Source organism: Heyndrickxia sp. FSL W8-0496 (assembly GCF_038007825.1).
GTDB lineage: Bacteria > Bacillota > Bacilli > Bacillales > Bacillaceae_C > Heyndrickxia > Heyndrickxia oleronia.
Genome location: NZ_JBBOXX010000001.1, coordinates 944,040 through 969,703, shown reverse-complemented (window position 1 = coordinate 969,703; position 25,664 = coordinate 944,040). Strand labels below are relative to the sequence as shown.

The following is a 25,664-nucleotide window of genomic DNA, read 5'->3' as shown; positions in this document are numbered from 1 at the left end:
TTCTGTACAATGTGAACAAATATCGTAACATGTTACATCTCATTAATAGCTATTTAAAATTCAGTGATAATCCCTTGTTTAATCGCTAAAGTTAGAATGATATCAATAAGCATAAACATGTTTGATTCATAGGAAGTCACTTGAAATTCTTGTTGTGACTCGATCGTTGGGTCTAATACTTGAAAAACAATATCAGCAAGTTGAGCTGTTGTACTTTTATTATTTCCAGTAAATAGGACCGTCTTCAATCCATTATCCTTTGCGATTTTTACTTTTTCTATTACTTTATTTGTTTCACCAGACCGCGAAAAGACAATTAATAAATTGTATTTTTGAATATTATTAAAAAATAATGCCCTGCTATCACTAGTAGAGGCATTCGAAACATAATAACCAAATAACTCTAGCTTCTTCGCTAAATAATCGGAAAATATTGTAGAAAACCCTGCCCCATAGAAATAAATCTTTCTATGCTTTTCGATTTCATGTAAAAACGCTTGAATATGAGTTTCATCAATCGAATGAAAGGTTAAATGATAATGTTGAATAAACTCTGATACTTTATCCTCCAACGGTTGATGAATACCCACAACAGATTCCGACATATGTTCAGGTAAATTAGAAACCTTTAATCCTAAATGATAAATAAATTCACTATACCCGCTGAATCCAAGCTTTTTACAAAGCCTAATAATCGAAGTCGTCGAAACAAACAACTCATCCGCCGCCTTCCGAATACTTAACGGACCACCAACAAACCTCTTCTCAATAAGAAAAGCAAGAATATCCCTCTCCGATTGATTTAACTCCTTATCATTCACATAATCTAAAAAAATCTTTTCTGAACGCTCCATATGTTCTCCTCTCTTTGGGACAAAGGGTCGGTTCTGTTGTCCCACCAATTATTGCTTTAAAAAAATCTCTCCACCCTTCCCATTAATTCATGCACTGCTGGAGAAAGATGCCTATCTTTTAAATATGCAAGGTAAACCGTCCGTTTTAAAAAATCCGAGTGTATCGTATGAGTGGCAATCTTAGATGTATGAATATGCTTGATATAGCTTTCCGGCAAAAATGTGATTCCTAAACCTTGTTCAATTAAACTACAGGCTGTTTCGAAACGCTCGATTTCATACATGACCTTAGGGGTCACCTGTTCGTTTGCAAATGCTTGTAATACATTTTCTCTCGTTTGAAATCCTGTAGAGCAGATAATGAAATCTCGGTTTGCTAAGTCTGGAATGGTAATCCGTTCCTTTGTATTCAACTCATCTTCTTCATGTGTTAAGAGAATGAACCGCTCATCATAGATGGGATTAAGTTGAATTTCCTCATGACTGAGAGGCTGATTCGTTACAGCAAAATGAATGTCATAGTCGATAAGGGATTGAATAACCTGTTTCTCCCCTAATATTTCCTTTAGCTTAAATTCTATTTTAGGAAAGCTTTTTTTAAACTTTTTAATCACTTTAGGAAACCAAAACATTGATGATTCAATTAATCCAATACTAATTTTCCCATTACCAATTTGCTTCACTTCTTCAAGCTCTTTATGGGTATTTTCTAGCGATCTTATTAGCTCTTCAGCCCTAAAAAAATAAATTTGCCCTGCATCCGTTAATGAAAGACCTCGAGTATTCCGTTCTAATAGCTTGATCCCAACCTCTTTCTCTAGTTTCATTATTGCATTACTTAAAGATGGCTGTGATATATGTAAAAGTTTCGCAGCCTTTGAGAAGCTTTGTTCCTTAACAACTGTTATGAAATACCTTAGTTGACGGATCTCCATGTTCTCCTCCTCACTTATAGTTTTAAACTATAAATCTATTATTATTATGTATTAGTAATTATAAATGAAAGCGGTTATAATTGGTATATAGATATAATTCTGAATTTTAATAGGAGTGAGACATATGTATATTCAGCCTTCTTCCGATCACTGGAATGGTAGAGTCGATAGTCACACTGATCCACTTAGTTTCCGTCTACACCAACAGGTTAAATTAGATACACCTTCCTCCCTTTCCACCGCTTCAAAAGGACAGAAAATCTTTGGATTGATTGGCTTTAGTTGTGATGAAGGAGTTAGACGTAATCAAGGACGCTTAGGCGCTGCCAAAGCCCCTAATCTACTTAAACAAGCTCTTGCGAAGTTGCCTTGGCATCTTTCCACTTCAACAACTGTAGTTGATGTAGGGACGATTCAATGCGAGGAGGATCAGCTAGAAAAGGCACAAAGTGAACTAGGACAAGCAGCCACCGTCCTCTATCGTAAAGGTATTACCCCAATTATCCTTGGTGGCGGCCATGAAACCTTCTATGGACATTATTTAGGTGCAAGAAACTATCTCGGCCCCGATGAAACATTAGGAATCATTAATATTGATGCCCACTTTGATATGAGGCCATATGATGAGACAACCTCCTCTGGTACAATGTTTAAGCAAATTTTAGATGCTGATTCAAAATCCAGCTACCTGTGTGTGGGCATTCAACAGCAAGGAAACACAAAGGCACTTTTTGAAACAGCCAAAAAGTATCATGTACAACATATCTCTGAAGAAGAGGTAACATCCGAACTGGCTCTCTCTTTAGGAAGAATTGATGATTTTATCAATCAACATGACAAAATCATCCTAACTTTATGTACGGATGTAATTAGTGCAGCCTATGCTCCAGGAGTTAGTGCACCATCCCCGTTTGGACTGCATCCCAAAACGGTAAGAGATTTAATTAGACATATTGTTGCGAAAGAAAAGGTTCTTTCCTTCGATGTTTCAGAAGTAAACCCTGTTGTTGATGAGAATAATAAAACTGTGACATTAGCGGCACAATTAATCAATGAATCTCTCATTCACTTTCACGAATAACATTAAAATTGGAGGGATAGTATGAACTTGGAATTAAATCAAATTGCCACCATCTTTCTAGCCGTAGCTTTACTAATGCTAGGAGGACTACTAATAAAAAAGATAAACTTCTTAAAAAAGTTCTGTATACCAGCCCCTGTTGTAGGTGGACTCTTATTTGCCATTCTCGTTACGATTTTAAGACAAACTGGACTAATGAAAATTACCTTAGATACTTCTTTACAAAGCTTATTCATGTTGACATTCTTTACCACAGTCGGTTTAGGTGCAAGCTTTAAGCTAGTGAAACTTGGAGGTAAGCTGCTGGTTATCTACTGGTTAGCTTGTGGCGTCTTAGCTTTGTGCCAAAATCTTATTGGTATATCATTGGCAAAGGTTCTTGGAATTGAACCGTTATTAGGAATAATGATTGGTGCAGTATCCATGGAAGGAGGTCATGGTGCAGCAACAGCATTCGGTGGAACCATCGAGGGACTAGGGGTTAATTCTGCCTTATCTGTAGGACTTGCAGCTGCAACATTCGGTCTTATTGCTGGAGGATTAGTAGGTGGACCAACCGTAAAATATTTAATCTCAAAATATAATCTAAAACCAACTGAAGTTGATGCTAATGATGAAGTGGCTGCAGCAATAGATGCCAACTCTGCATCAACTGGCATTAACTCGCAGAAATTTATTGCCCAAATTCTCATCATTACGTTCTGTATGGCGGCAGGTTCATATCTAGGGGAGTTATTCTCTAGTGCAACAGGCTTTGTATTACCAAACTATGTCGGAGCAATGTTTGTCGCTGTGATTGTTCGAAACATTATCGATAAAGTAAACAAGGAAGTAATTGATATGACCAGTATCAATCTAATTGGTGATGTAACTTTAGGAATCTTCCTTTCTATGGCGCTAATGAGCATTCAATTATGGGAATTAACAGGACTTGCCTTACCAATGGTCATCATTGTTTTTGTCCAAGTTATTTTCATTGTTCTTTTAGGTATCTTTGTTCTATTTAAATTACTTGGAAAAAACTATGATGCCGCTGTAATGGTTGGCGGCTTTACTGGACATGGACTAGGTGCAACCCCTAATGCTATGGCCAATATGTCCGCCATTACTGAACAATTCGGCCCATCACGAAAAGCTTTTCTAGTTGTTCCAATTGTTGGTGCGTTCTTAATTGATGTATTTGCCATGCCGATTATCATAACAAGTATTAATTTATTTAAATAAGGCTCTTTTCTCAAACATTGTCGCTATTTAGGTAACGTTTTAACTAAATAAAAATAGGTTAAATACCGTTAAACCCATTCCACTGTGAAAAGAGCTGCTGCAAAACTTCATCAGATCCGCTGGTGTAAAAGCCGGCAGTATGGTTTTTCAAAAGCAGAAAATAGTCTTAAATAAAGAAAGTGTGGGAGACTTATCCCGCACTTTCTTTATCTTTTCATCAAATTAATCTTCAGAGAGGATTGTTTGAGCTATTTTTTCATCTAGCTTTTCAAAGTCAAAATATTGTATTGTATCATAAAGATCTTTCCTTGTTTGCATGGCGTTTATGGAATTCCTTTGTGTCCCATCTTTCAATATATTAGTAAAGACCTGTTCTATTGCCTTGGCCGCTACCCTTAGTGATGTTACGGGATAGATCACCATACTGTATCCAAAGTCTTCAAATTCCATCGCTGTATAGTAGGGAGTTTTACCAAACTCAGTCATATTCGCTAATAAAGGAATTTGAAGTGAATGTTTAACTTTTGTAAACTCTTCTTCTGTTACCAATGCTTCTGGAAAAATTGCATCAGCACCTGCTTCAATATAAGCATTTGCCCTTTCAATTAAACGATCGATCCCTTCAACTGAAGCTGCATCACTTCTTGCGATAATAACTAGAGAGGGAGCTACTTCTTTAATGATTTTAATTTTTTGAACCATTTCCTCGATGCTTACTAATTTCTTTCCATTCAGATGACCACATTTCTTTGGTAATTCCTGATCTTCAATTTGAATGGCAGCCACTCTGGATTCAACCATTTCTCTTGCGGTTCTCGCCGTATTTAAAATCCCCCCAAACCCTGTATCAATATCAACAAGTAGTGGTAAATTTGAGGCACGAATAATATCTTTCGCACGAACAGCTAATTCCTCAGAATGAATCATTCCTAAATCAGGCAAACCTCTGCTGGCAGTATAAGCTGCTCCAGATAAATAAAGCACCTTAAATCCAATTTTCTTAGCAATTAGTGAACTTAGTCCATCATATGCACCAGGAATTTGTAAAATAGATGGTTCTAGCATTTGTTTACGAAATCGATCTGAAAGCTCTTGCTGACTTAATTCTTGATCTATTAACCATGACATCCATAATCCCTTCTTTCAATGTTTAACAAATTAGATCAATAGCTTACTTATAAATTCATCTACCTGATAATCAATCAACACCGATGAATCCATACAGATGCTCATAATCTCTTGAACTTGTTTTATGGGAAAGCAGGTTTCCAAGTTATCCTGAAATTTCTTAATTAGTAAGGGAACTCCCTCATCCCTTCTAAACGGATGTCCAATTGGATATTGACATTCAATTTTTTCACTAACTGATCCATCCTTAAAATAAATTTGCACAGCATTAGCAATCGAACGAAGATTTGGATCTAAATAATCAATACTATATTGTTTATTTTCGACGATCTCCATTTTTTCACGTAGTTGATCAATCCGTTGGTCCTGTGCTGTTTCATCTTCATAGTGATCAGCATTTATCGTTCCATATATTAGTCCTATTGCCGTAATATATTGAAGACAATGATCTCTGTCAGCAGGATTATGTAGCGGTCCCTTCTTATCTAAAATACGAACCGCCGATTCTTGAGTATCAATGACAATTTTATTTACCTCATCCAGTCGATCTCTCACAATCGAATGCAATCGAATCGCACATTCAGCAGCCGTTTGCGCGTGAAATTCTGCCGGATAGGAAATTTTAAATAAAATATTCTCCATAACATAAGAATCAAGTGTTCGGCTAAGGGTTATCTCTTTTCCATCAAATAACACATCCTGAAATCCCCAATGAGGGGCAGAGAGTGCTGTCGAATAACCCATTTCTCCCTTTAATGCCATAAAAGCTAATCGAACACCTCTACTTGTCGCATCACCTGCGGCCCAGGATTTCCGAGATCCCGTATTTGGAAAATGCCGGTATGTTCGCAAACTAGAATTATCAAGCCAAGCATTCGAAACTGCATTCATGATTTCTTCTTTTGTACCACCAAGCATACCAGTAACCACTGCGGTAGTAGCAATTTTAACAAATAACACATGATCCAGCCCCTGGCGATTTAAACTATTAGTCAGTGCTAGCACGCCTTGTATTTCATGGGCTTTAACCATCGCTACAAGAATATCCCTCATCTTCAAAGCCCGTTTCCGAGTTCTGCTAAGGTAATCAGCTACCGCTAGTATCCCCCCAAGATTATCAGAAGGGTGTCCCCACTCAGCAGCTAACCATGTATCATTATAGTCTAGCCATCGAATCATACACCCGATATTAAACGCAGCATGGACAGGATCTAATTCAAATGAAGTACCAGGTACACGACTTCCATTAGGAACTATGGTTCCAGGTACTATTGGCCCCAGATGCTTTGTACATTCCGGATACCTTAAAGCCAAAAAACCACAGCCTAAGCTATCGATTAAAACATATCGAGCAGTCTCCAAAGCAACTTCACTTGTAATCTCTTTATCTAAAACATAATTAGCGATCGTCTCAAAAACTGAATCAACGGTTTTAGCTTTTACAGAGTTTAATTCCTTCATATTCAATTACCCCTTCCTATTATGATTAGGCACTCTGCTGTGATGACTGATTATCTTCTTTTTTCCTTTTCCATGTTTTTAAAATCGGTAATAGAAATGCTAAAAGTGCAATGATTAAAAGTACACAGGAAATTGGATTAGTAAAGAAGATTGCTAGACTTCCATTTGAAATCGTTAAGGATTGGCGGAAAGATTGTTCCATCATTCCCCCTAAAATAAATGCTAATAGGAGTGGTGCGGCAGGAAAATGAAATAATCTCATCACATAACCAATGATTCCAAATAGTAGAAGTAAAAACATATCAAAGGTATTAAAACTCACTCCGTAGACACCAATTAAGCAGAACACAATCACTAAAGGAATGAGCATTGGACGAGGAACCTTTAAAATCTTTGATATATATGGGATTAAAGGTAGATTCAATATTAATAGAAAAATATTCCCGATATACATACTTATAATAACTCCCCAAAAAATATCGGGATGATCTCCAATTAATAATGGACCTGGTTGCACCCCTAACACCATTAATGCACCTAGCATCACAGCCGTTGTCCCTGAACCAGGTATCCCTAAACTTAGTAATGGGACAAAAGCACCGCCAGATGCAGCATTATTAGCAGACTCAGGTGCTGCGATTCCTTTTATTGCACCTTTCCCAAATTGTTCTGGGTTCTTACTCATCTTTTTTTCGGAAACATATGCAAGCAGTGAGGCGATCGTTCCCCCTGCACCTGGTAATACGCCAATGAGGAATCCTAAAAAGGATTGTTTCCCGGCTGTTGTAGACATTTCACGAAATTCTTGTTTGGATAATCGTAAACTACCAATTTTATTCGTGTCTGCCCCTTTTTCCTTTCGATTAATAATCAATGAGCATACTTCTGCTAATGCAAATAAACCAAGAGCAATGACGAGGAAATCAATTCCTTCTAATAAATGTGCACTCCCAAATGTAAATCTTGGTGTCCCAGTCTGTGAATCAATTCCTATCGTTGCAATCATGAAGCCAATTGTGGCAGAAATTAGTGCTTTTATTGTTGATCCGTCGGACAAACTAGATACAGCTGTTAAACCCATTAGCATAAGTGCAAAATAGGCAGGTGGTCCAAACGAAATAGCGACATTTGCTAGAGTAGGTGCTAAAAGAGTAAGTAAAATAACACTGATCGTACCACCTATAAAAGATGAAATGGCTGCGACTGCTAATGCCTTCCCAGCTTTCCCCTGCTTCGCCATTGGATAACCATCAAAGCTTGTTGCCACTGCCTCAGATGTACCAGGTGCATTTAATAGGATTGACGAAGCTGCTCCCCCATACGCAGCACCATAATAAACACCAGCCATCAATAACAGTGCTAAAGCTGGCACCATCCCATAAGTAATTGGAATCATGACCGCAATAGCCGTTATCGGTCCCAAACCAGGTATCATTCCAATAACTGTCCCAACGATAACACCAATTAATACGAATAGAATTCCTTGAAAACTAAAGACCACTTCAATTCCTGCTAATATTCCATCAAACATCATTCATACTCCTTTCTTAAAAAGGCAATATACCGCTTGGTAATTGAATTTGTAAAAATGATACAAATAAGAAATAGATTGCTACTGGTAAAAAAATGGATACTAAGCTGTTGGATAAAAACTTTTTATAACCGAGATACCAAGAGCTAAAGAAGATAAAGAGTGCTGTCACAATAATAAATCCTAGCAATTCAAGGAAAAGAATATAAAAAAGGATAAATCCTAATACGATTAAAATCGGAATCAAATCATTCATTGGAATTTTTACTTTTTCACCTGTATCCTTAATAAAAAATAAGGCGATGGACAGTAGTAATAAAATAAATCCTAAGGCAATCGGAATGACATCCGAATCAATCGGAACATAGGCATATGAAGGTAATCGAAAACTAAGAATTAGATAAATGATCGATACCACCATTAAAACTAGTGATACCTTTTTATTTTTTGTATTTAACATTCTAAACACACCACCTATGATAGAATGAGCCGATGCGGGAAACATCGACCCAATAATATTTTTACTTTGCTAGACCAAGTTCATCTAATAATGCCTTCATGCTTTTATTTTCTTCTTCCAAAAACTTTTGGTATTCCTCGCTATCCATAAATTCTTCATCCCAGCCATATTTTTCTCTAATATCAGCCCATGCTGGGGAATCACTTAACTCTTTTAATTTTCCCTCATAATAGTTCAAAGCAGCTTTGTCCATATTAGGCGGTCCAAAAAATCCTCTCCAATTAATGAAAGTCGCATCAATTCCTTGCTCCTTCGCTGTTGGAAATTCTGAAATAATGTCCCCTTTCAGCCTTTCCTCTGATGTTATTCCCAAAACCTTAATCTTCCCAGCTTTCACCTGTTCGGCCGTCTCAGCAACTCCTGTTGAGAAAACATCGGCATTTCCATTTAGTAGAGAAGTTAAGGCTCCCCCATCTTGATCAGAAACATATTTAATTTTGGTAATATCTACACCTGCTGCCTTTGCAATTTTTACAAATTGGATATGGTCCATGCTTCCAGGTGAAGAACCACCAATAACTGTTACACTCGAAGGATCCTTTTTCATATCCTCAAATAAATCATTCAGACTATTCCATTTTGAATCCGCCTTGACAGCGAACGCTGCATAATCAGCAATTAAGTTTGCAATAGGAGTAAAATCTTTATAATCAAATTCTGATTGACCATTTAATGGAACAAGTAGCATCGGTGGCGAAGTCACAAAGAGATTATTAGAACTTCCCTTTTTAGAATGAATATAGGCCCATCCTACAGCTCCTCCTCCACCAGTCTTATTTACCACCCCCATTTTTTGATCAATTATTTTCTCCTCGCCTAGAACCTTGGCTGCCATTCTTGCTGTGGTATCCCAACCACCACCAGCCCCACTAGGAGCAACAATTTCAATCGTTTTATCTGGCTTCCAATCCTTTCCTCCCTTTGAAGATGAAGTGTTACTAGAACAAGCAGAGGTAATAACCAAGAAAAGTGCAAATACAACTAAAAAGAAAAAACGTTTCTTCAATTTCCCTTCTCCCCCTTTCAAAGCTTAAAAAAATCATAGTAAAGAAAAACCTTTTTGTAACCGTTTACAAAATAAGTTAATAATAAAAAAATTGTGAACATTTTGTTCATAATGTTCACAATAAAATACATAAATTATTTATTTACTAATCGATATTTCCTTTCTGGTCTGCCTACGATTCCATATTCTAGCTCTGCACTTCCCTCCCCAATTGAAGTCAAATATTCTAAATATCTTCGAGCGGTTGGCCTTGAGGCTCCCATTTTTTCACCCATTTCTTCCGCTGATACACCATTAGGGAAAATCTTTAAAATCCCTTTCACCTTTTGTAATGTTAGTGGATCAATTCCTTTCGGAAGATCCCTATTGGAATCATTCGAATCATTTTTAAAACCAAAATATTTATCTATTAGTTCTTGATTTAATTCGTTTGAGCTAAATAATTGATGTTTTCTTTTATAGTTTTCGATGGACTGCCTAAATCTTTCCATCGTCACAGGCTTAATAATATAATCCAATACACCTTGTCGAATAGCAGCTTCTACATAATTTTTTTCAAAAGCTGCCGAAATAATAATCACGTCGATATGTTCATAGTTGTTTCGTATTTCATTTAAGATCTCTGTCCCTAATTGATCGGGCATAAAAATATCTAATATAATTAAATCCACTCGATTATTTTTAAGAAATGCGAGGGTTTGTTCTCCGTTTAATGCTTTTCCAATCACACAAACATCCTCTATTTTCTTTAGGAATTGTTCATGAATAGCCGCTACTCTAAAATCGTCCTCTGAAATGATAACATTAATCACAAAGAATCCTCCTTTTCGCATTTAATCAATTTTGGAATAAAAATGGAGAATATCGTTCCTCCCTCTTTTTTTGCTTGTATTTCAATCGTTCCATTTAGCTCTTCTATAATTTCTTTTACAATACTTAATCCGTATCCCCGATTTTTTCCTTTTTTTGTTGTATATCCTCTATGAAAAATATGCTTAATATCCTCTACTCTAATTCCATTTCCGGTATCATCAATTTCGAACACAATATCATTTCCAACATCAGTAGTAAAAAAAGTGATTTCTTTTTTCGTACTCGTTGAAACCGCCTCAAAGGCATTGTCAATGATGTTTCCAAGAACAGAAATTAATTGAGCGAGACCAATTTGTTTCGGCAATGGTTGTAAAGAACTGGACGAATCAATCGTAAACTTTACTTTTTTTTCCGAGGCTTTCTCAATCTTACCAATAAGAATTGCTTGAACTTTTGAATCAACAATCTGTTGGAAAAGAATTTGATTTTGATTTCTATGTACTGCAGCCTCGTTTTGGATAAAAGATAATGCTTCATCGTATTGATGTAATTGGAGCATTCCTGATAAAACATAAAGTTTATTCGCAAATTCATGAGTTTGTGCCCGTAAATCCTCTGAATACTTCTTTACCTCTGATAGAGTATCTAACATCGCCTTAATTTCAGTTTTGTCCCGAAAACTAGCAACCACACCGACAATTCGCTCTTTATCCCGAATTGGGATCCGATTAACAATCACATGTTTTTCATTTAAAAGCATTTCTTTGTCATTTTCATGAATCCCAGTTTCCAGTACTCTATGCATTTTTGTATTTGGAATGATGGTTTCAATCGGAGTATGCAATGAATCTTTTTTGACTCCTAATATTTTTCGAGCAGAATCATTCATCATTGTAATATCGCCATTTGCATCTACAGCAATAATTCCTTCTTTGATAGATTGTAAGATAGCACTTCTTTCTCGATATAAGGAAGCAATTTCATGCGGTTCCAAGCCAAGAGTATCCCTTCGAATGTTTCGAGCTAATAGGACACCACCTACACTGCCTAAAAATAATACAAATAGAGATATAAGTATAATTTTTAATAGTCGATTACTTATTACCTCTCTCACTTCTCTTTTCATAAAACCAACCGAGACAATTCCAATAATTTCACCCTTTTCATCAAGGATAGGAGCTTTCCCCCTAATGGAAGGCCCTAAAGAACCTACTGCTTCTGAAATATAATTCATTCCTTTTTTTAAGGCACGGTCATTATCTCCACCGACCATTTTTTTTCCGATTTTATTTTCGTCTGGATGGGAATACCGAATACTATCCTTATTACCAATAACAATAAACTCTGCCCCAACTTCATCAGAAATTTTTTTGGTAATGGGCTGAATGACTGTTGAAGGATGTTCAAGATTAAATGCTTCCTTCACGGTAGGCATTAACGAAACAGTGATCGCTACCTGCTTCGCCAACTGACCTATATGTTGCTCGGTACTTTTTGATTCAATGTATCCGTAAAACACTGTCAAAATCAAAATAACAAATAATAATAAGGCCGTAATTAAAACAACTACTTTTGTTTGAAGTGATACCGAAAAATATTTTTTCATCCCATCCCTCCCCTTTTTACTTACCAATTCTACTCTATTGTAAATCGGAAGCAGATGAGATTCTATATATTAGACTGATAATTCTAAACATTCAATTTAATATTTTGCTTTATGCCGATGTACGAGAACGTTCAATTTTGTGTGCTTCCCACCGTTTTAATAATCGAAAGACTGGAGGTAAAATGACCAGTACAACAACAATCCGAAGAACTTGAACAACTACTACAAATGTTGAATCTGCATTTAGAACAGCGGAGGTTGTAGTCATTTCAGCAATACCTCCCGGTGTAAATGCCAATACAGACGTAACTAAGGAAATGCCTGTTATGAGTGAAATAAAATACGCGCAAAAAAACAAAGAAAGAATTAGACCAATCGTTGTAAAAAATGAGACAACTAATGTTTTTGTCATGCCGACGATCATTTCCTTATAAAACCGAGAACCTATACTAGTAGCAATAAAAATTTGCGATAAAACCATCATACTAGGTGGCCACCATGCCTTTAAATCTGTATCAAACAAAACAGATCCCATTGTTTGAGCACATCCTACACCTAGCATTCCACCTACGAGCCAAGGAGCTGGAAATCTCAAATACTTTCCAACATAATAACCGCCACATACGCCTACGATTAACAAGACCGTCCATAGAAGTTGGGTAATTTCAAAAGGAGAATGTGTCGTGGAAACTATTGCATGGTTTACGGTGAGATCATTAGTAGAACCTGTCAACCAAATTGAAGCAAATAGCGGAATCATTAGAACAACTAAGAAAACACGCATGGTTTGTATAACTGTCACCACCATCGTATTCGCTCCAACCTCTTCTGCAATGCTTGGCATTGCGCTTAACCCTCCAGGGGTTGCTCCAAAAAAACAGGTAATCATATCAAAATCAGTAAAGCGCCATAATATGAAACCAGATAAAAGTGAAAAGAGAATAGAGAGTAGAAGCATGGAAATAATACTTATCCAATTTGCTCTAAAGACTTCGATAAAGGATATATTTATTTTCTGTCCAAGCTCAATTGCTAGAAAGCTCTGACCTAAATACATCCAAAAAGAAGGTAGCCCTTTTTGATGATTATGGTGATTGATCAGCTTTGGTTTATAAAAGGAAATCAGTGCAGCTAAAAGAAGCGTTCCAATCATCCATCCTATTGAGAGATTTGTAAAGGAAAAAATAAATCCTCCCAAGCTACTAAGAAAAATAAAACAAATACTCCGAATAAAAAAATGACTCTTTTCCAATGTAGACCCTTCTTTCTTTATCAAGAGGTGTCATTTCATTTCTAAATAAAGTTGATAAAATTATTAGAATTATCAATACAATAAATGTAATATACATTTAGAGATTAATAAAATAGTAAATTTATATCATTACCCATCAAAAAAAATAATGGCTAAATTGGAGAAGATAACATATGGATGATCGTGATTGGCTCATATTACAAACCCTCTACAAAGAAAAAAACATTACAAAAGCAGCAAAAAAGCTTTTCATATCTCAGCCTGCTCTAACCAATCGCTTGCAGCAAATTGAACAAGAATTTGCCGTCCAGATCGTCAACAGAGGAAGACGTGGTGTTCAATTTACCCCTCAAGGTGAATACTTAGCGAAATCCGCACATGAAGTGCTAATCAATATTCAAAAGATAAAAGAGAATGTGAGGAATATGGAAGGCAAAGTAACTGGAACCTTAAAATTAGGGGTATCAAACTTCTTCGCATACCACAAACTACCCGATTTGCTGAGAATCTTTAAAGATCACTACCCACTTATAGAGTTCAAAGTCACAACAGGACTTAGTGGAGATATTGCAAACTTAGTTCATAATGAAGAAATTCATATTGGTTTTCTAAAAGGAGATTATGGTTGGAAGGAAAAAAAGCATTTATTATTCGAAGAAAAAATCTGCATTGTCTCAAAGGAAAAGATAGATATAGAGCAGCTCCCACATCTACCAAGAATTGATTACCACACTGATTATCTTTTTAAAACACTAGTTGATCATTGGTGGGCAGAAAATTATTCGCAACCTCCTTTGATTAGTATCGAAGTCGATAAATCGGAAACCTGCAAGGAAATGGTAATCAATGGATTGGGATATGCCATTATGTCCAGCATGACGTTAGACGATATCGATGATCTTCACAAAATCGAAATCAAAACAAAGGACAACGAACCCATCTTACGAAAAACATGGATGTTCTATCACGAAGAATCCTTAAAATTAAGCATGGTCCATGCCTTTGTACAATTTATTACGGAAATTGATTTTTATCATTTTGACAAGTGAAGAAATCAGCACGATATATTTAGAGGATTTGCATGAAAAAGCTATGCATTGGCACGACTTTGCTGATGATTCGCACGATCTCACCTCAGTTTCGCACAAGTTTGATGGCTATTCGCACGTTTTCAACCCAGTTTCGCACAAGTCTTTAATTAATAGACTATTAATATAAAAACAGGACTTCCATCATCTCATGATGAAAGTCCTTTATTCATAAAACGTCCCTTTTCCTCATTTACAATACATGGACACACTGCCTAAACCATCAAATTGTGCAATAATTGAATCTCCCGCCTTGAATGCAATGGCTTCAGACATCGCTCCACTTAATACAATGTCCCCTTTTTTAAGTCCCTTTCCTAGTGCTGCCAGTTCATTCACCGCCCAAGCAATTGCTGTTGCTGGATGTCCAAGTACTGCAGCACTTGAACCGGTTTGTTCGACTTGACCATTTTTAGACATAACCATGCCGATATTTCCTAAATCAATGTCATTCGGTGAAACCCATTTACTTCCTACAACAAATTTAGCTGATGAACAATTATCAGCCACTACGTCAACTAAAGTAAACCGGAAGTCCTTATAACGACTATCGATTACTTCAAGTGCTGGTGCTACATATTTCGTAGCTTTTATAACCTCCTCAGCTGTAATGTTCTCTCCTTGAAGGTCTTCCGCTAATAGAAAAGCAATTTCCGGTTCTACCTTCGGATGAATTAGTTCAGAAAAGTGGATTGGCTCCCATTCAAATGCTAGCATATCATTATGTAGATAACCATATATTGCTTGATTGACCCCCATCATTTCCTGCTTGGCTTTACTTGTCAGCCCTAATTTTACACCAACTGTTTTTGTACCGTTTTCATCCATTTTACGGGCAAGCAATCCTTCTTGTATGACATACGCTTCTTCAATTGTTAGATCGGAATATTCATCAGTTACTTTGATGACTTCCCTGGCATCACGTTCAGCAGCGTATAAATAATCGATAATTTCCTTCTCTTTATTAGTCAGTAGAGTCATTCTTACGCCCTCACTTTACTGTTTTTTGCCAATTCGGCTGCTACATCTAGAATCATATCTTCCTGTCCACCAACTACCTTCATTTTCCCTAATTCTACTAAAATATCTCTTGGATCAATGCCAAATCTCTTACCTGCACGTTCTGCATGAAGTAGAAAACTAGAGTAGACACCAGCATATCCTAGTACAAGGCTACCCTTTTTAATTTCCTGACTACCGGGAATAATGGGACCAACAATATTTTCAGCAACATCCATCATCTTATATAAATTAATCCCAACATCGATTCCCATTCGTTCCATAATCGCTACCAAGACCTCTGTTTGTGTGTTCCCAGCTCCTGCTCCTAAGCAACGAACACTACCATCAATTCGTGTTGCCCCCTCCTCAATTGCTGCAATTGTATTGGCAACGGCAACAGATAAATTATTATGCCCATGGAACCCCACTTCAATATCTAATGCCTGGCGAAGAGCTTTTATCCGTTCACGGACTTCTTTTGGTAATAGAGCACCAGCCGAATCGGTTACGTAAACTGCCTCTGCCCCGTAGCTTTCCATTAATTTTGCTTGCTCGACGAGTTTTTCCACAGGAACCGAATGGGCCATCATTAAAAATCCTAATGCCTCCATACCAAGTTCTCGCGCTTTGCTAATATGTTGGGCGGATACATCTGCTTCCGTAGCATGAGTAGCAATCCTTACTAATCGGGCACCTAGGTCCTTCGCCTGTTTCAACTCATTCATCGTTCCAATTCCTGGAATAAGCAACACAGCTATTTTTGAGTTTTTACATTCATCGACTGCTGCTTCGATTAAAGTCATTTCATCAACAAGTGATTTCCCATACTGTATGGTGGAACCACCTAAACCATCTCCATGACTTACTTCAATATAATGCATCCCTGCTTCATCCAAACCGCGTACTACGTTTCGCACTTGTTCTTCAGTAAACTGATGGGCAACCGCATGACTCCCGTCACGCAAACAAACTTCGGTTAGTTGTATTCGATCCGCACGTCCATTCATATAGCTAGCTCCTTCCTCTTTTATAATGATGTGTTAACCATATGATCTTTTTGCATCGAGAGAGCAAAATCTTCTGCAACTCGTACAGCCGCTGCTGTCATAATATCTAAATTTCCGGCGTACGCTGGAAAATAATCTCCCGCTCCTTCTACTTCAATAAAAACGGTAACACGGTTCCCATCAAATAACGGCTCTTGTTTTAAACGATAACCTGGAACATATTCATTTACTTTTTTAACCATCTCTAAAATGGATGCACGAATCGCTGACTCATCCATACTTTTCACTTCACAATAAACGGTATCACGCATTAATATCGGGGGATCAGCTGGATTTAAAATAATCAATGCTTTTCCTCGATCGGCACCACCTACTTCTTCTATTCCACGGCGTGTTGTAATGGTGAATTCGTCAATATTTGCTCGTGTCCCTGGACCTGCACTTAAGCTTGAAATCGTTGCAACAATCTCTCCGTAGCTGACATCAGCAACCCGATTTATCGCATAAACAATCGGTATAGTTGCTTGACCACCACAAGTAATCATATTTACATTATCTAGCTTTACATCACTTTGATATGTATTGACCGCTGGACAAAAGAAAGGACCTCTTGCTGCAGGTGTTAAATCAATTGCCATTATCCCCAATTCCTTTAATACCTTTGCATGTCGCACATGGGCTTTTGCAGATGTTGCATCAAAAACGATTTCTGCAATATCAGGATTTTCTATAATTCCATCAATCCCATTGGAAAAGATTTTATATCCTTTTTGCTCAGCACGTTTCAATCCATCCGACTTTTCATCAATACCAACCATGGCAGTTAATTCGATCAGTTCACTTCTTTCCAATTTATACATTAAATCCGTACCAATATTTCCGGATCCGATAATTGCAGCTTTGATTTTTCCCATTGCCATTCCCCTCCTTTAAAAATTTTGTATCAATCTTCTAAGCAACAATTATTCAAAATCCACAGTTACAGATCCAAGAGCACCGAAGTTTGCTTCAATCGTATCCCCACCAGTAACTACAACCGCTCCAGATAAGGCACCTGGTAAAATCAATTCATCCTTTTTTAGAGTAATCCCGAACTCATGTAATTTATTTGCAAGCCAAGCAATAGCGTTTGCAGGATGCCCAAGTGCTGCTGCACCTGCTCCTGTTGCAATCAACTCATTATTTTTAAATAAAACCATACTGTTCGTTCGTAGGTCGATACCACTTAGTTCCGTATATTTCTCGCCTACAACCACTTTTGCAGATGAACCATTATCAGCCACCGTATCTACTAATTTGATATTCCAATCTGCGATACGACTATCAATGATTTCAATGGTTGGTACTACATATTTTGTTGCCATCATCACATCAAGATAGGTAATATTAGGGCCTACTAAATCCTCCTTAAGAACAAAACCTATCTCTGCTTCAACCTTTGGAGAAATGAGCGAATCAATTTTGACTGTGGCACCATTTTCTACACGCATATCATCGAATAAATGCCCATAATCTGGTTCATTTACATTGAGCATTTTTTGCATTGCTGCACTTGTTAAGCCCACTTTTTTCCCAATAATTTTTTTCCCTTGTGCGAGCTTTAAATTCACGGTTTCCAATTGAATTCTATAAGCATCCTCCACCATTAACTGATCATCACGTTCTGTTAAGGCTGTTACAGCTTGTTTTGTTTCCTCAGCTTTTAACAACTCATTTGCAAAATCGATATTCTTAACTATCACTTGAAAGCCTCCCTTTTAGAAAAAGCAACAAAAGGCGAGCAAATGTCACCTTTCGTTCGTTTTTATTTTTGAGAAAAGAGCCTTATTTTTTTATGGTAATGGTTTTTGCTTCTGTATAAAAATCAAAGCTGTGTCGACCACCCTCACGACCAATTCCACTTGCCTTTGCACCCCCAAATGGTGTACGTAAATCACGGACATACCAGCAATTTACCCATAATAATCCGGAGTGAACCTGTGATGTTACTCTTTGTCCACGACGTAAATCATTCGTCCAAACTACACCAGCTAAACCATATATCGAATCATTAGCAATTTGGATTGCTTCCTCCTCAGTTTTAAACGGAATGATGACAGGCACAGGTCCGAAAATTTCTTCTTGTGCGACTCTCATTTTATTATTCACATCATAAAGTACAGTCGGCTCATAGAAATTTCCGTCTGGAAGATCAGCGATCGCTTTCCCTCCATGGGCAAGCTTTGCACCCTCTTTAAGTCCAATTTGTACGTATTCATCAACAGATTTCAAGTGACCTTTTGACACGAGCGCCCCCATATCTGTTGCTTCGTCCGTTGGATCGCCAACCTTGATTTTCTTTACAGCTGTCACAAATTTATCTAAAAATTGATCATATATACTCTCTTGAACGAGGATTCGTGAACCAGCTAAACAAATTTCACCTTGATTACGGTAGATTGCCTCAATCGAACCGGCTACCGCTTCATCTAAATCAGCATCTTCAAAAACAATATTCGCTGATTTCCCTCCAAGCTCTAATGAAACAGGAATTAAATGTTCGGCAGCATTACGCATCACTGTTTTTCCTGTATTTGACTCACCGACAAAAGAAATTCTACGTATAGAAGGATGTGTGGCCATTACTGTACCAACCGTACTTCCAGGACCCGTTAAAATATTTAGGACACCTGGAGGTAATCCAGCTTCATTCGCAATTTCTCCGAGCATTACTGCACTTAATGGCGTATAGGAGGCAGGTTTAACAACTACTGTATTCCCAGCAGCCAATGCAGCAGATGCTTTCCAAGTCATTTGCATAAATGGAAGATTCCAAGGAATGATTAAGCTGGTTACTCCAGCAGGTGTATATTGAACATAAGACATATGCTTGCTCATATCATAGTGCTCATGGACCATATATTTTGCCATTTCAGCAAAAAAGCGAAAGTTAGAAGCAGCACGCGGAATATCGAATCCTCGACTTTCTTTAATCGGTTTTCCAACATCAAGTGTTTCTACATAGGCTAGTTTATCAACATTTTTCATGATTAAATCTGCCATTCTACACAGTATGTTTGCTCTTTCCTCAACAGGCATATTACTCCAAACTCCACTTACAAATGTCTGGTGAGCCACATCAATGGCGATTTTTGTATCTTCTTTACCACCATTAGCTACAGTAGCTAGCTTTTTATTCGTGGCTGGATTAATTGTGTCAAAGGTCTCTCCTGAGAGTGCATCAACATACTCCCCATTTATGAATAGCTTTGCGTCCTGAATGACTGTTTTTTCAGCTACGATTCCTTTTGTCACTGTCATCCCTCCTAATCTTCAATCTCAATTACCATTTCGATTTCAATGGCTGTATTATTGGGTAGTTGAGCCATTCCTACTGCAGAACGCCCATGCTTCCCTCTTTCGCCAAACACCTTCAAAAGTAAATCTGTTGCCCCATTCATTACTTTAGGATGATCTGTAAATTCTTCTGTACTGTTAACCATTCCGAGTACTTTGACAAATTGCTTTATTTTACTTAGTTCACCGATCTCATTTTTGACCACACTTAATAGATTCAGCATGGATTGTTGAGCTGCTAAATACCCCTCTTCTACTGTTAAATCTCGACCAAGTTTTCCGTGATACTCATCCACTCCCTGCCCAGCTGTAAACAATAGATTACCCGTTCTTACACAGCCTACATATCCGCCAAGTGTTGGACGTAATGGCGGTAACACAAGACCTAATTCTAGTAGCTTTTCTTCTGGTGTACTCATCGTTTAATTTCTTCCTTTATTTCGATATTTAAAAAGGCGAGTGCATTTTTGCCTAAAATTGCTTGTTTCTGCTCTTCTGTAAGTTGAACGGTATCATCAATTACCTTACCTGGTGGGATTTCTCTTAGTAAAAATGGATAATCTGATCCCATAACGATTTTGTCATATCCAAAACGATCAACTAAATACTTAAGATTTAGAGGGTCATAGTTTAAAGAATCAAAATAGAAGTTTTTCGCATAATGACTTGGTGGCTGACTTGTTAATCGCAAATGTGGCCATACCTTCCATCCCTGGTCTAAACGCGGTAAAATATATGGAAAAGAGCCGCCACCATGTGCAAAACAAACCTTTAATCGTGGAAACTTCTCCATGACCCCACCGTTAATCAAACTAGCAGCAGCTAAAGCCGTTTCACTTGGCATCCCAACCGTATACATGAAATTATGGCGCGGCATCCGTTCCTTGCCTAATGTTTCCCACGGATGGACGAATAGTGGCACTTCCCACTTCTCTGCCATTTCAAAAAAAGCTGTAAATGAAGGATCATCTAAATTTTTCCCATTTATATTCGATCCAATTTCAATACCTTTTAACCCTAGCTTATGTATACACCGATCCATTTCTTTGATAGAAGCTTCAATATCCTGCAGTGGGACTGTTCCCAGTCCAATAAAACGATTTGGATATTGTTTCACTGTCTCAGCAATAAAATCATTTTGGATTTGCGACATTTCTTCTGCGGCTTCTGGTTCCGCCCAATAGGAAAAGGTTACTGGAATAGGAGATAATACTTGGATATCAACACCCTCAGCATCCATGTCCTTTATCCTTTTTTCAGGACTCCATACTTGATCAGTCACCTCACGAAACACTTTCCCAGCCACCATAATATTTGCCCCGCAAGAGCATGTTTTTTCTAACGTTGGCCAGCGTTCACCGCTAAATTTTTCAACGAAATTCGGAATGTCTTCAGGTATGATATGTGTATGAAAATCAACTCTCATGCCTTTCCCTCCATTTCAAAAATGGTTTCTTCAATTGAATGCTTGTTTTCAATGACTTTTTTATCAAAGCTTCCGTACTTATTTTGAATGAGTAATATTGCTAGACCACCAAGAATACATGGAATACAAAAGGCAAGGAAATTTATTTGAAGAGGGAGATTTTTCGATAGCAGGATTCCTCCAAGTGTAGGTGCTAATAATGCACCTATTCTCCCCATACCTAATGCCCAGCCAATACCAGTTGATCTCATTTCTTTTGGATAATACTCAGCGATATATGGATTAGCTATATTTTGCGTTCCAATCGTACAGGCACCACCAACTACAATTAATGTATAAAGAAAGAGAAGATTCGTTTTAAGTCCCAATAAAGCAAAGCATGCTGCACCTAGAATAAAAAACATCACTAATACCTTTTTCGAGCCGATACGATCAGCAAGCCAGCCGCCGAAGATAGATCCGATAATGGAACCAATATTTAAAGCGAGCATGAAAGACAAACTAGAGCCTAACGGATACCCAGCTTGCATCATTAGCTTTGGCAGCCATGTATTTAGTCCATAAACCATAATTAAGCAGCTAAAGCAAGCAAGCCAGAACATAAATGTACTTCGTGCACGTTTGCTTTCAAATAGCTTTTTAACTGGAAAGCCTTTCGCACGTTCTTTTTCCTCTTCAAATTGGAACTCATCATTTTCCGAATAATTCTGCCCTGGATCCACTCGATTCAGGATGTCACAAAGCTTCGCATTTTGTTTTCTTAAAATATAAAAGCTCATAGACTCTGGAAAGTACTTTATAAATAGTGGAAGAAAGAGTAAAGGAACGCCCGCTGACCAAAATAACACTCTCCACCCAAAATCAGGAAGAACAAATATCCCCATCAACGAAACTAAAATACCGCCTATCGCATATCCGCAATACATGGTAGCAACTAGAATTCCCCGAATTGACTTCGGCGAATACTCGGTCATTAATGCAATAACATTCGGCATCAACCCTCCCAAACCAATTCCAGCTATCAAACGTAAGATGGAAAATTGGGTAGGTCCTGTGACAAATCCTGTCAATATTGTAGCGACACTAAATAGAGAGATACATATAACCAAAACTTTTTTACGACCGAGCTTATCAGCGAGTGGCGCAAACAAAAAAGCTCCGGCCATCATGCCAAGTAAGGCATAGCTTCCAATTAATCCTGCCTCAATAGCAGTTAAATTCCATTCCTTCATTAAAGCAGGTAGGACGACACCATACATATTTAAATCATAGCCATCAAAAATAATTCCGAATGCACACCCAAAAAATACGGTTAAATGGAAACGATTAAATTTACTCCTAGCCATTACCTCTGAAGCATTAATTGAACGCATAGTCCGTCCTACCTTTCGTATTATTGTTCAGGATTCCATTCTTTTACCTCTTCTGACATTACATGTCCACAGTTTTCACATGTTCGAAGATCTTCACTACTATTAAACTCTTCAATAGCTCCTTTTACTTGTGTCTCAATATCAGTGAGCTGCACACGTTTCCGATGCATTTCCTTATCACACTTGTCACAGAACCAAACAAAATCTTCTAGTTCACCTTGATCACGCTTTCGTTCAATAACAAGTCCATACGTATCAGGAATACGATGTGGAGAATGTGGGACCATGGCAGGAAGCATAAATACCTCTCCCTCCTTTACCGTTACCACTTCACGTTTGCCATTATTAATCACTTCAACATAGCAGTCTCCTTTAATTTGATAGAAGAATTCATCTGAAGGATCTACATGGAAATCACGACGTCGATTGGGTCCGCCTAAGATCATACAAATAAACTCAGAGTCTTCCCAAAGTACTTTATTATTCACTGGTGGTTTAAGCTGATCCTTATTTTCCTCAATCCACCCTAATAGGTTAAATGCCTTTAATTTATTCATAGTCGACTTGGTCATAATCATAATCCTCCTACTCATTTATTTTGGCTCTTCTCTCAAACATTGTTGATTTTTAATAAAGCTGTAACTAATAACGTTTTAAAATCGCTACACCTTTAAATTACTCTGAGAAAAGCTGCACCTTTATTAGTGTACAAACCGGCAGTTTGGCTTTTACAAAAGCAACACACTTTACAAAAACATCCTTTATTTCGAAAAATCAATGCCCGAACAATTGCCAAAACAACCTTTTTCCTTTATTCCTATTAAGTGATTCACCTTCCTTTGCCGAAGTATTTTGTACTATGTCATTAACTATAATGAAAACACTTACAATTGAATATTCAGTTTTTTCACAATATGAAATTTATAGAATTTTCAACTGAATTTTTTCATTAACATAAGCAATTCAAATGAGCGTGAAAAATAATTAATTCCCCACGCCATATCTTTTTGCCTTATAAGCCCTTCACTTCAGAAATCCGTTGCTTACCCAACCTCTACTTCGGATTCTATTACTCCCTTCAATGCGTCATCCACCATTGTAAATTCGTTATTTTTCTTAAAATTACTATAGAACATCCCGAGTTTACGGACAGGATCTCCTGAATAATACCGCTCATATTGGACAAGTCTTTGACCAAATGCCTCACCACAAAGATCCCAGGCAAGCTTAAATAACTGAACCCTTTCTGTTGCAGAAACTCCCTCACGTCCACCATAATACTTATCAAAATCCTCGCGTAATTCAGGATGCTGATAATCATTTGCTGTTGGTGATAAAAGTAAACCGCCGGCTCCAATGGTTTGGATGACTTCAATAGCTCTTGGGTAAGCCTTCGGTAAAATTCCACGAATCGTTTCTAGCGGAATCGATGCTGGGATTGCTTCACCTCGTGCATTCACTTCAAATTCACGTTCTGCAGTTCGCAGTAGGGCACGAATGGTTTCTACTGATTGGACTAATTCACCAAGTTGTGTTTGCACATTTAAAAATCCGTCCACCCCAATTGCATCCGCCACTCTTGCTGCTACCTGCGTCGCAAATTTTAATTTTACAAGTCCTCGGACCCCGTTTTGATGAGTATTCTGACTTAATCCTGTTTTGGAATATAATTGATTTGCCGCTTCACAATTGTTATAAAGGAAAATACGATCCCAAGGAACAACTACATCATTGAATACAAGCACTGCATCCATTTCCTCGAATCTTGATGCAAGTGGATGATCAATTAATGGACGTTTACCATCCTGTGCTGGTTCACGACATAAAATTCGAAGCCCCGGCGTGTCAATCGGAATGGCAAATGCTAGTGCATAACGTTCATCCCCTGGCCTAAATCCTGGGAAGGAATAAATAATGACCTCATCGGTAATCGGTGCAAGTGTTGCTAACATTTTTGACCCGCGAACCACAAGCCCCTCGGAGGTCTCCTCAACAGCACCCAAATGTGTAAAGATATCCTTTTGCTGATGGGATGGCTTACTGCGATCATTTTGAGGGTTAATCAAAGCATGTGTTAAAAACAAATCATTGTCACGAATGTATTTATAATAGTTTTGTATATTTTCAGCCCATTGTGGATTATATTGTGCAAAAAAGTCTGGACTACTTGCCATTGAAGTAACGGTCGTATTCAGGAAATCGGGTGTTCGTCCCATTAAACCAAACGTCGCTTCTGCCCAAACTTCAAACAATGTTCTGCGCTTCATTAAATCTTCATAATTCTTTGGAACGATAAAGGCGTTTGACACGCGCTCACCCGTATCCTCACAAATACTTGTGATTTTATCTTGATACTCAGGGCTATGCTGCATATCATAGAGTTTGGCAATTTCCCGAATAGGCTGCCTAAAATTATCTTCATTAACAATATCCATGACTCTTCTTCCCCCTAACCAAATCTCTGGCGTGCGGGACCTTAATCCATCAATATACTGTGCACCTGTTCGAATTCCCATATAAATCCTCCTTTAATGATCATTACACTTCACTCGTTTGTAAAAACTTCCCTTGATAAAAAATTAATCCTTCTCCTGTTTCATACGAAGAATGACACACCTTTCCAAGGAATAAAATATGATCACCAGCCTCATACTCCTTCCAACTTGTGCATTCAATCGTTGCTAATGTATGCTTTAGCTTCGGACCAATTTCTGTTTCTTCCCATTCGATATCCAAACCATTCTGTGGTCGACCTGCAAATTGCCATGCAAGCTCCTCCTGTTTTTTTGATAAAATATTAATAATGAATGGGCGACCTTTTAGGGCACTACACGCCTTCGCCTTTCGATCAATGGAAACTAGAATAAGTGGTGGGTCCAAAGAGACGGATGTAAAAGAATTAACTGTAATTCCATACCGCTCTCCATCATCTCCATTCCAAGTAACAACGGTCACCCCAGTAGCAAAACGTCCAAAGCAATTTCTTAGCTCACGCACGTCCATTTTGACCCCTCCCTTCAA

General features: G+C 37.7%; 24 protein-coding genes. 3 read left to right on the top strand and 21 right to left on the bottom strand.

The genetic code is table 11. The features are described 5' to 3' along the window. Window positions 1–53: 53 nt before the first annotated feature. Together NST63_RS04990 and NST63_RS04985 are read right to left on the bottom strand one after the other, a co-directional pair. Entirely contained in the window at window positions 54–854 is an 801-nt protein-coding gene (locus NST63_RS04990; RefSeq protein WP_071975220.1) for a MurR/RpiR family transcriptional regulator, read from the bottom strand. A 56-nt stretch (window positions 855–910) separates the two neighbouring features. After that, window positions 911–1,789, bottom strand: coding sequence for a LysR family transcriptional regulator (locus tag NST63_RS04985; RefSeq protein WP_071975221.1), 879 nt, complete (start codon window positions 1,787–1,789; stop codon window positions 911–913). 124 nt (window positions 1,790–1,913) lie between these two features. Between NST63_RS04985 and hutG the strand changes: the two genes are divergently transcribed. Both hutG and gltS read left to right on the top strand, forming a co-directional pair. Beyond that, complete coding sequence (gene hutG, locus NST63_RS04980; protein ID WP_071975222.1) at window positions 1,914–2,870, top strand: formimidoylglutamase; 957 nt, start codon at window positions 1,914–1,916, stop codon at window positions 2,868–2,870. Between the two features lie 21 nt (window positions 2,871–2,891). After that, window positions 2,892–4,094 (top strand): sodium/glutamate symporter, encoded by a 1,203-nt coding sequence (gltS, locus tag NST63_RS04975; protein ID WP_058004917.1) that lies wholly within the window; start codon window positions 2,892–2,894, stop codon window positions 4,092–4,094. A gap of 222 nt (window positions 4,095–4,316) precedes the next feature. Here the strand turns inward: gltS and prpB are convergent, their stop codons facing one another. The 8 genes from prpB to NST63_RS04935 form a co-directional block, all read right to left on the bottom strand. Continuing rightward, entirely contained in the window at window positions 4,317–5,222 is a 906-nt protein-coding gene (gene prpB / locus NST63_RS04970; protein ID WP_341041433.1) for a methylisocitrate lyase, read from the bottom strand. Between the two features lie 30 nt (window positions 5,223–5,252). Next, a complete protein-coding gene (locus tag NST63_RS04965) occupies window positions 5,253–6,683 on the bottom strand; it encodes a bifunctional 2-methylcitrate dehydratase/aconitate hydratase (RefSeq protein WP_180211997.1) in 1,431 nt (476 codons plus the stop codon). A gap of 25 nt (window positions 6,684–6,708) precedes the next feature. After that, the gene (locus NST63_RS04960; RefSeq protein WP_139254816.1) at window positions 6,709–8,214 is read right to left on the bottom strand and encodes a tripartite tricarboxylate transporter permease; all 1,506 of its coding nucleotides are present in this window, start codon (window positions 8,212–8,214) and stop codon (window positions 6,709–6,711) included. Between the two features lie 16 nt (window positions 8,215–8,230). Beyond that, window positions 8,231–8,674, bottom strand: coding sequence for a tripartite tricarboxylate transporter TctB family protein (locus NST63_RS04955; protein ID WP_341041431.1), 444 nt, complete (start codon window positions 8,672–8,674; stop codon window positions 8,231–8,233). A gap of 61 nt (window positions 8,675–8,735) precedes the next feature. Next, entirely contained in the window at window positions 8,736–9,740 is a 1,005-nt protein-coding gene (locus NST63_RS04950; RefSeq protein WP_071975226.1) for a tripartite tricarboxylate transporter substrate binding protein, read from the bottom strand. Between the two features lie 134 nt (window positions 9,741–9,874). Next, a complete protein-coding gene (locus NST63_RS04945) occupies window positions 9,875–10,552 on the bottom strand; it encodes a response regulator (RefSeq protein WP_078109796.1) in 678 nt (225 codons plus the stop codon). Next, on the bottom strand, window positions 10,549–12,159 hold the full coding sequence (locus NST63_RS04940; RefSeq protein ID WP_341041430.1) for a sensor histidine kinase: 1,611 nt from the start codon (window positions 12,157–12,159) through the stop codon (window positions 10,549–10,551). Before NST63_RS04940 ends, NST63_RS04945 begins: the two co-directional genes overlap by 4 nt. Before the next feature lie 109 nt (window positions 12,160–12,268). Beyond that, on the bottom strand, window positions 12,269–13,411 hold the full coding sequence (locus tag NST63_RS04935) for an AbrB family transcriptional regulator (protein WP_341041429.1): 1,143 nt from the start codon (window positions 13,409–13,411) through the stop codon (window positions 12,269–12,271). A gap of 173 nt (window positions 13,412–13,584) precedes the next feature. Between NST63_RS04935 and NST63_RS04930 the strand changes: the two genes are divergently transcribed. Further along, entirely contained in the window at window positions 13,585–14,460 is an 876-nt protein-coding gene (locus NST63_RS04930) for a LysR family transcriptional regulator (protein ID WP_341041428.1), read from the top strand. A gap of 228 nt (window positions 14,461–14,688) precedes the next feature. Here the strand turns inward: NST63_RS04930 and NST63_RS04925 are convergent, their stop codons facing one another. The 11 genes from NST63_RS04925 to NST63_RS04875 all read right to left on the bottom strand — a co-directional run bounded on the left by NST63_RS04925 (window position 14,689) and on the right by NST63_RS04875 (window position 25,646). Further along, the gene (locus NST63_RS04925; protein ID WP_180211995.1) at window positions 14,689–15,480 is read right to left on the bottom strand and encodes a 2-keto-4-pentenoate hydratase; all 792 of its coding nucleotides are present in this window, start codon (window positions 15,478–15,480) and stop codon (window positions 14,689–14,691) included. Between the two features lie 2 nt (window positions 15,481–15,482). Then, window positions 15,483–16,508: a 4-hydroxy-2-oxovalerate aldolase gene (gene dmpG, locus NST63_RS04920; protein ID WP_180211994.1), complete on the bottom strand. Its 1,026-nt coding sequence runs from the start codon at window positions 16,506–16,508 to the stop codon at window positions 15,483–15,485. Window positions 16,509–16,528: 20 nt separating this feature from the next. Next, the gene (locus tag NST63_RS04915; RefSeq protein WP_180211993.1) at window positions 16,529–17,422 is read right to left on the bottom strand and encodes an acetaldehyde dehydrogenase (acetylating); all 894 of its coding nucleotides are present in this window, start codon (window positions 17,420–17,422) and stop codon (window positions 16,529–16,531) included. Between the two features lie 48 nt (window positions 17,423–17,470). Further along, window positions 17,471–18,250, bottom strand: coding sequence for a 2-keto-4-pentenoate hydratase (locus tag NST63_RS04910; RefSeq protein WP_078109802.1), 780 nt, complete (start codon window positions 18,248–18,250; stop codon window positions 17,471–17,473). Between the two features lie 82 nt (window positions 18,251–18,332). Next, entirely contained in the window at window positions 18,333–19,808 is a 1,476-nt protein-coding gene (locus tag NST63_RS04905) for an aldehyde dehydrogenase (RefSeq protein WP_218958310.1), read from the bottom strand. A 5-nt stretch (window positions 19,809–19,813) separates the two neighbouring features. Further along, window positions 19,814–20,263 (bottom strand): RidA family protein, encoded by a 450-nt coding sequence (locus NST63_RS04900; RefSeq protein ID WP_078109804.1) that lies wholly within the window; start codon window positions 20,261–20,263, stop codon window positions 19,814–19,816. Continuing rightward, the gene (locus tag NST63_RS04895) at window positions 20,260–21,270 is read right to left on the bottom strand and encodes an amidohydrolase family protein (RefSeq protein WP_078109805.1); all 1,011 of its coding nucleotides are present in this window, start codon (window positions 21,268–21,270) and stop codon (window positions 20,260–20,262) included. Before NST63_RS04895 ends, NST63_RS04900 begins: the two co-directional genes overlap by 4 nt. Further along, window positions 21,267–22,643: an MFS transporter gene (locus tag NST63_RS04890; RefSeq protein ID WP_078109806.1), complete on the bottom strand. Its 1,377-nt coding sequence runs from the start codon at window positions 22,641–22,643 to the stop codon at window positions 21,267–21,269. Before NST63_RS04890 ends, NST63_RS04895 begins: the two co-directional genes overlap by 4 nt. Window positions 22,644–22,663: 20 nt before the next feature. Further along, window positions 22,664–23,215, bottom strand: coding sequence for a 3-hydroxyanthranilate 3,4-dioxygenase (locus tag NST63_RS04885; protein ID WP_420889538.1), 552 nt, complete (start codon window positions 23,213–23,215; stop codon window positions 22,664–22,666). A gap of 471 nt (window positions 23,216–23,686) precedes the next feature. Further along, on the bottom strand, window positions 23,687–25,159 hold the full coding sequence (locus NST63_RS04880; RefSeq protein WP_078109807.1) for a 4-hydroxyphenylacetate 3-hydroxylase family protein: 1,473 nt from the start codon (window positions 25,157–25,159) through the stop codon (window positions 23,687–23,689). A 22-nt stretch (window positions 25,160–25,181) separates the two neighbouring features. Further along, window positions 25,182–25,646, bottom strand: coding sequence for a flavin reductase (locus NST63_RS04875; RefSeq protein ID WP_180211991.1), 465 nt, complete (start codon window positions 25,644–25,646; stop codon window positions 25,182–25,184). Between the last annotated feature and the right edge of the window lie 18 nt (window positions 25,647–25,664).

What these genes read in the sequence shown, in the direction of transcription:
- NST63_RS04900 (WP_078109804.1), bottom strand. Translation starts at nt 20,263, where the DNA reads ATGAGTACACCAGAAGAAAAGCTACTAGAATTAGGTCTTGTGTTACCG.
- NST63_RS04955 (WP_341041431.1), bottom strand. Translation starts at nt 8,674, where the DNA reads ATGTTAAATACAAAAAATAAAAAGGTATCACTAGTTTTAATGGTGGTA.
- NST63_RS04890 (WP_078109806.1), bottom strand. Translation starts at nt 22,643, where the DNA reads ATGCGTTCAATTAATGCTTCAGAGGTAATGGCTAGGAGTAAATTTAAT.
- NST63_RS04940 (WP_341041430.1), bottom strand. Translation starts at nt 12,159, where the DNA reads ATGAAAAAATATTTTTCGGTATCACTTCAAACAAAAGTAGTTGTTTTA.
- NST63_RS04905 (WP_218958310.1), bottom strand. Translation starts at nt 19,808, where the DNA reads ATGACAGTGACAAAAGGAATCGTAGCTGAAAAAACAGTCATTCAGGAC.
- NST63_RS04885 (WP_420889538.1), bottom strand. Translation starts at nt 23,215, where the DNA reads ATGACCAAGTCGACTATGAATAAATTAAAGGCATTTAACCTATTAGGG.
- dmpG (WP_180211994.1), bottom strand. Translation starts at nt 16,508, where the DNA reads ATGAATGGACGTGCGGATCGAATACAACTAACCGAAGTTTGTTTGCGT.
- NST63_RS04915 (WP_180211993.1), bottom strand. Translation starts at nt 17,422, where the DNA reads ATGGGAAAAATCAAAGCTGCAATTATCGGATCCGGAAATATTGGTACG.
- NST63_RS04960 (WP_139254816.1), bottom strand. Translation starts at nt 8,214, where the DNA reads ATGTTTGATGGAATATTAGCAGGAATTGAAGTGGTCTTTAGTTTTCAA.
- prpB (WP_341041433.1), bottom strand. Translation starts at nt 5,222, where the DNA reads ATGTCATGGTTAATAGATCAAGAATTAAGTCAGCAAGAGCTTTCAGAT.
- NST63_RS04965 (WP_180211997.1), bottom strand. Translation starts at nt 6,683, where the DNA reads ATGAAGGAATTAAACTCTGTAAAAGCTAAAACCGTTGATTCAGTTTTT.
- NST63_RS04985 (WP_071975221.1), bottom strand. Translation starts at nt 1,789, where the DNA reads ATGGAGATCCGTCAACTAAGGTATTTCATAACAGTTGTTAAGGAACAA.
- NST63_RS04930 (WP_341041428.1), top strand. Translation starts at nt 13,585, where the DNA reads ATGGATGATCGTGATTGGCTCATATTACAAACCCTCTACAAAGAAAAA.
- gltS (WP_058004917.1), top strand. Translation starts at nt 2,892, where the DNA reads ATGAACTTGGAATTAAATCAAATTGCCACCATCTTTCTAGCCGTAGCT.
- NST63_RS04925 (WP_180211995.1), bottom strand. Translation starts at nt 15,480, where the DNA reads ATGACTCTACTGACTAATAAAGAGAAGGAAATTATCGATTATTTATAC.
- NST63_RS04875 (WP_180211991.1), bottom strand. Translation starts at nt 25,646, where the DNA reads ATGGACGTGCGTGAGCTAAGAAATTGCTTTGGACGTTTTGCTACTGGG.
- hutG (WP_071975222.1), top strand. Translation starts at nt 1,914, where the DNA reads ATGTATATTCAGCCTTCTTCCGATCACTGGAATGGTAGAGTCGATAGT.
- NST63_RS04895 (WP_078109805.1), bottom strand. Translation starts at nt 21,270, where the DNA reads ATGAGAGTTGATTTTCATACACATATCATACCTGAAGACATTCCGAAT.
- NST63_RS04990 (WP_071975220.1), bottom strand. Translation starts at nt 854, where the DNA reads ATGGAGCGTTCAGAAAAGATTTTTTTAGATTATGTGAATGATAAGGAG.
- NST63_RS04880 (WP_078109807.1), bottom strand. Translation starts at nt 25,159, where the DNA reads ATGGGAATTCGAACAGGTGCACAGTATATTGATGGATTAAGGTCCCGC.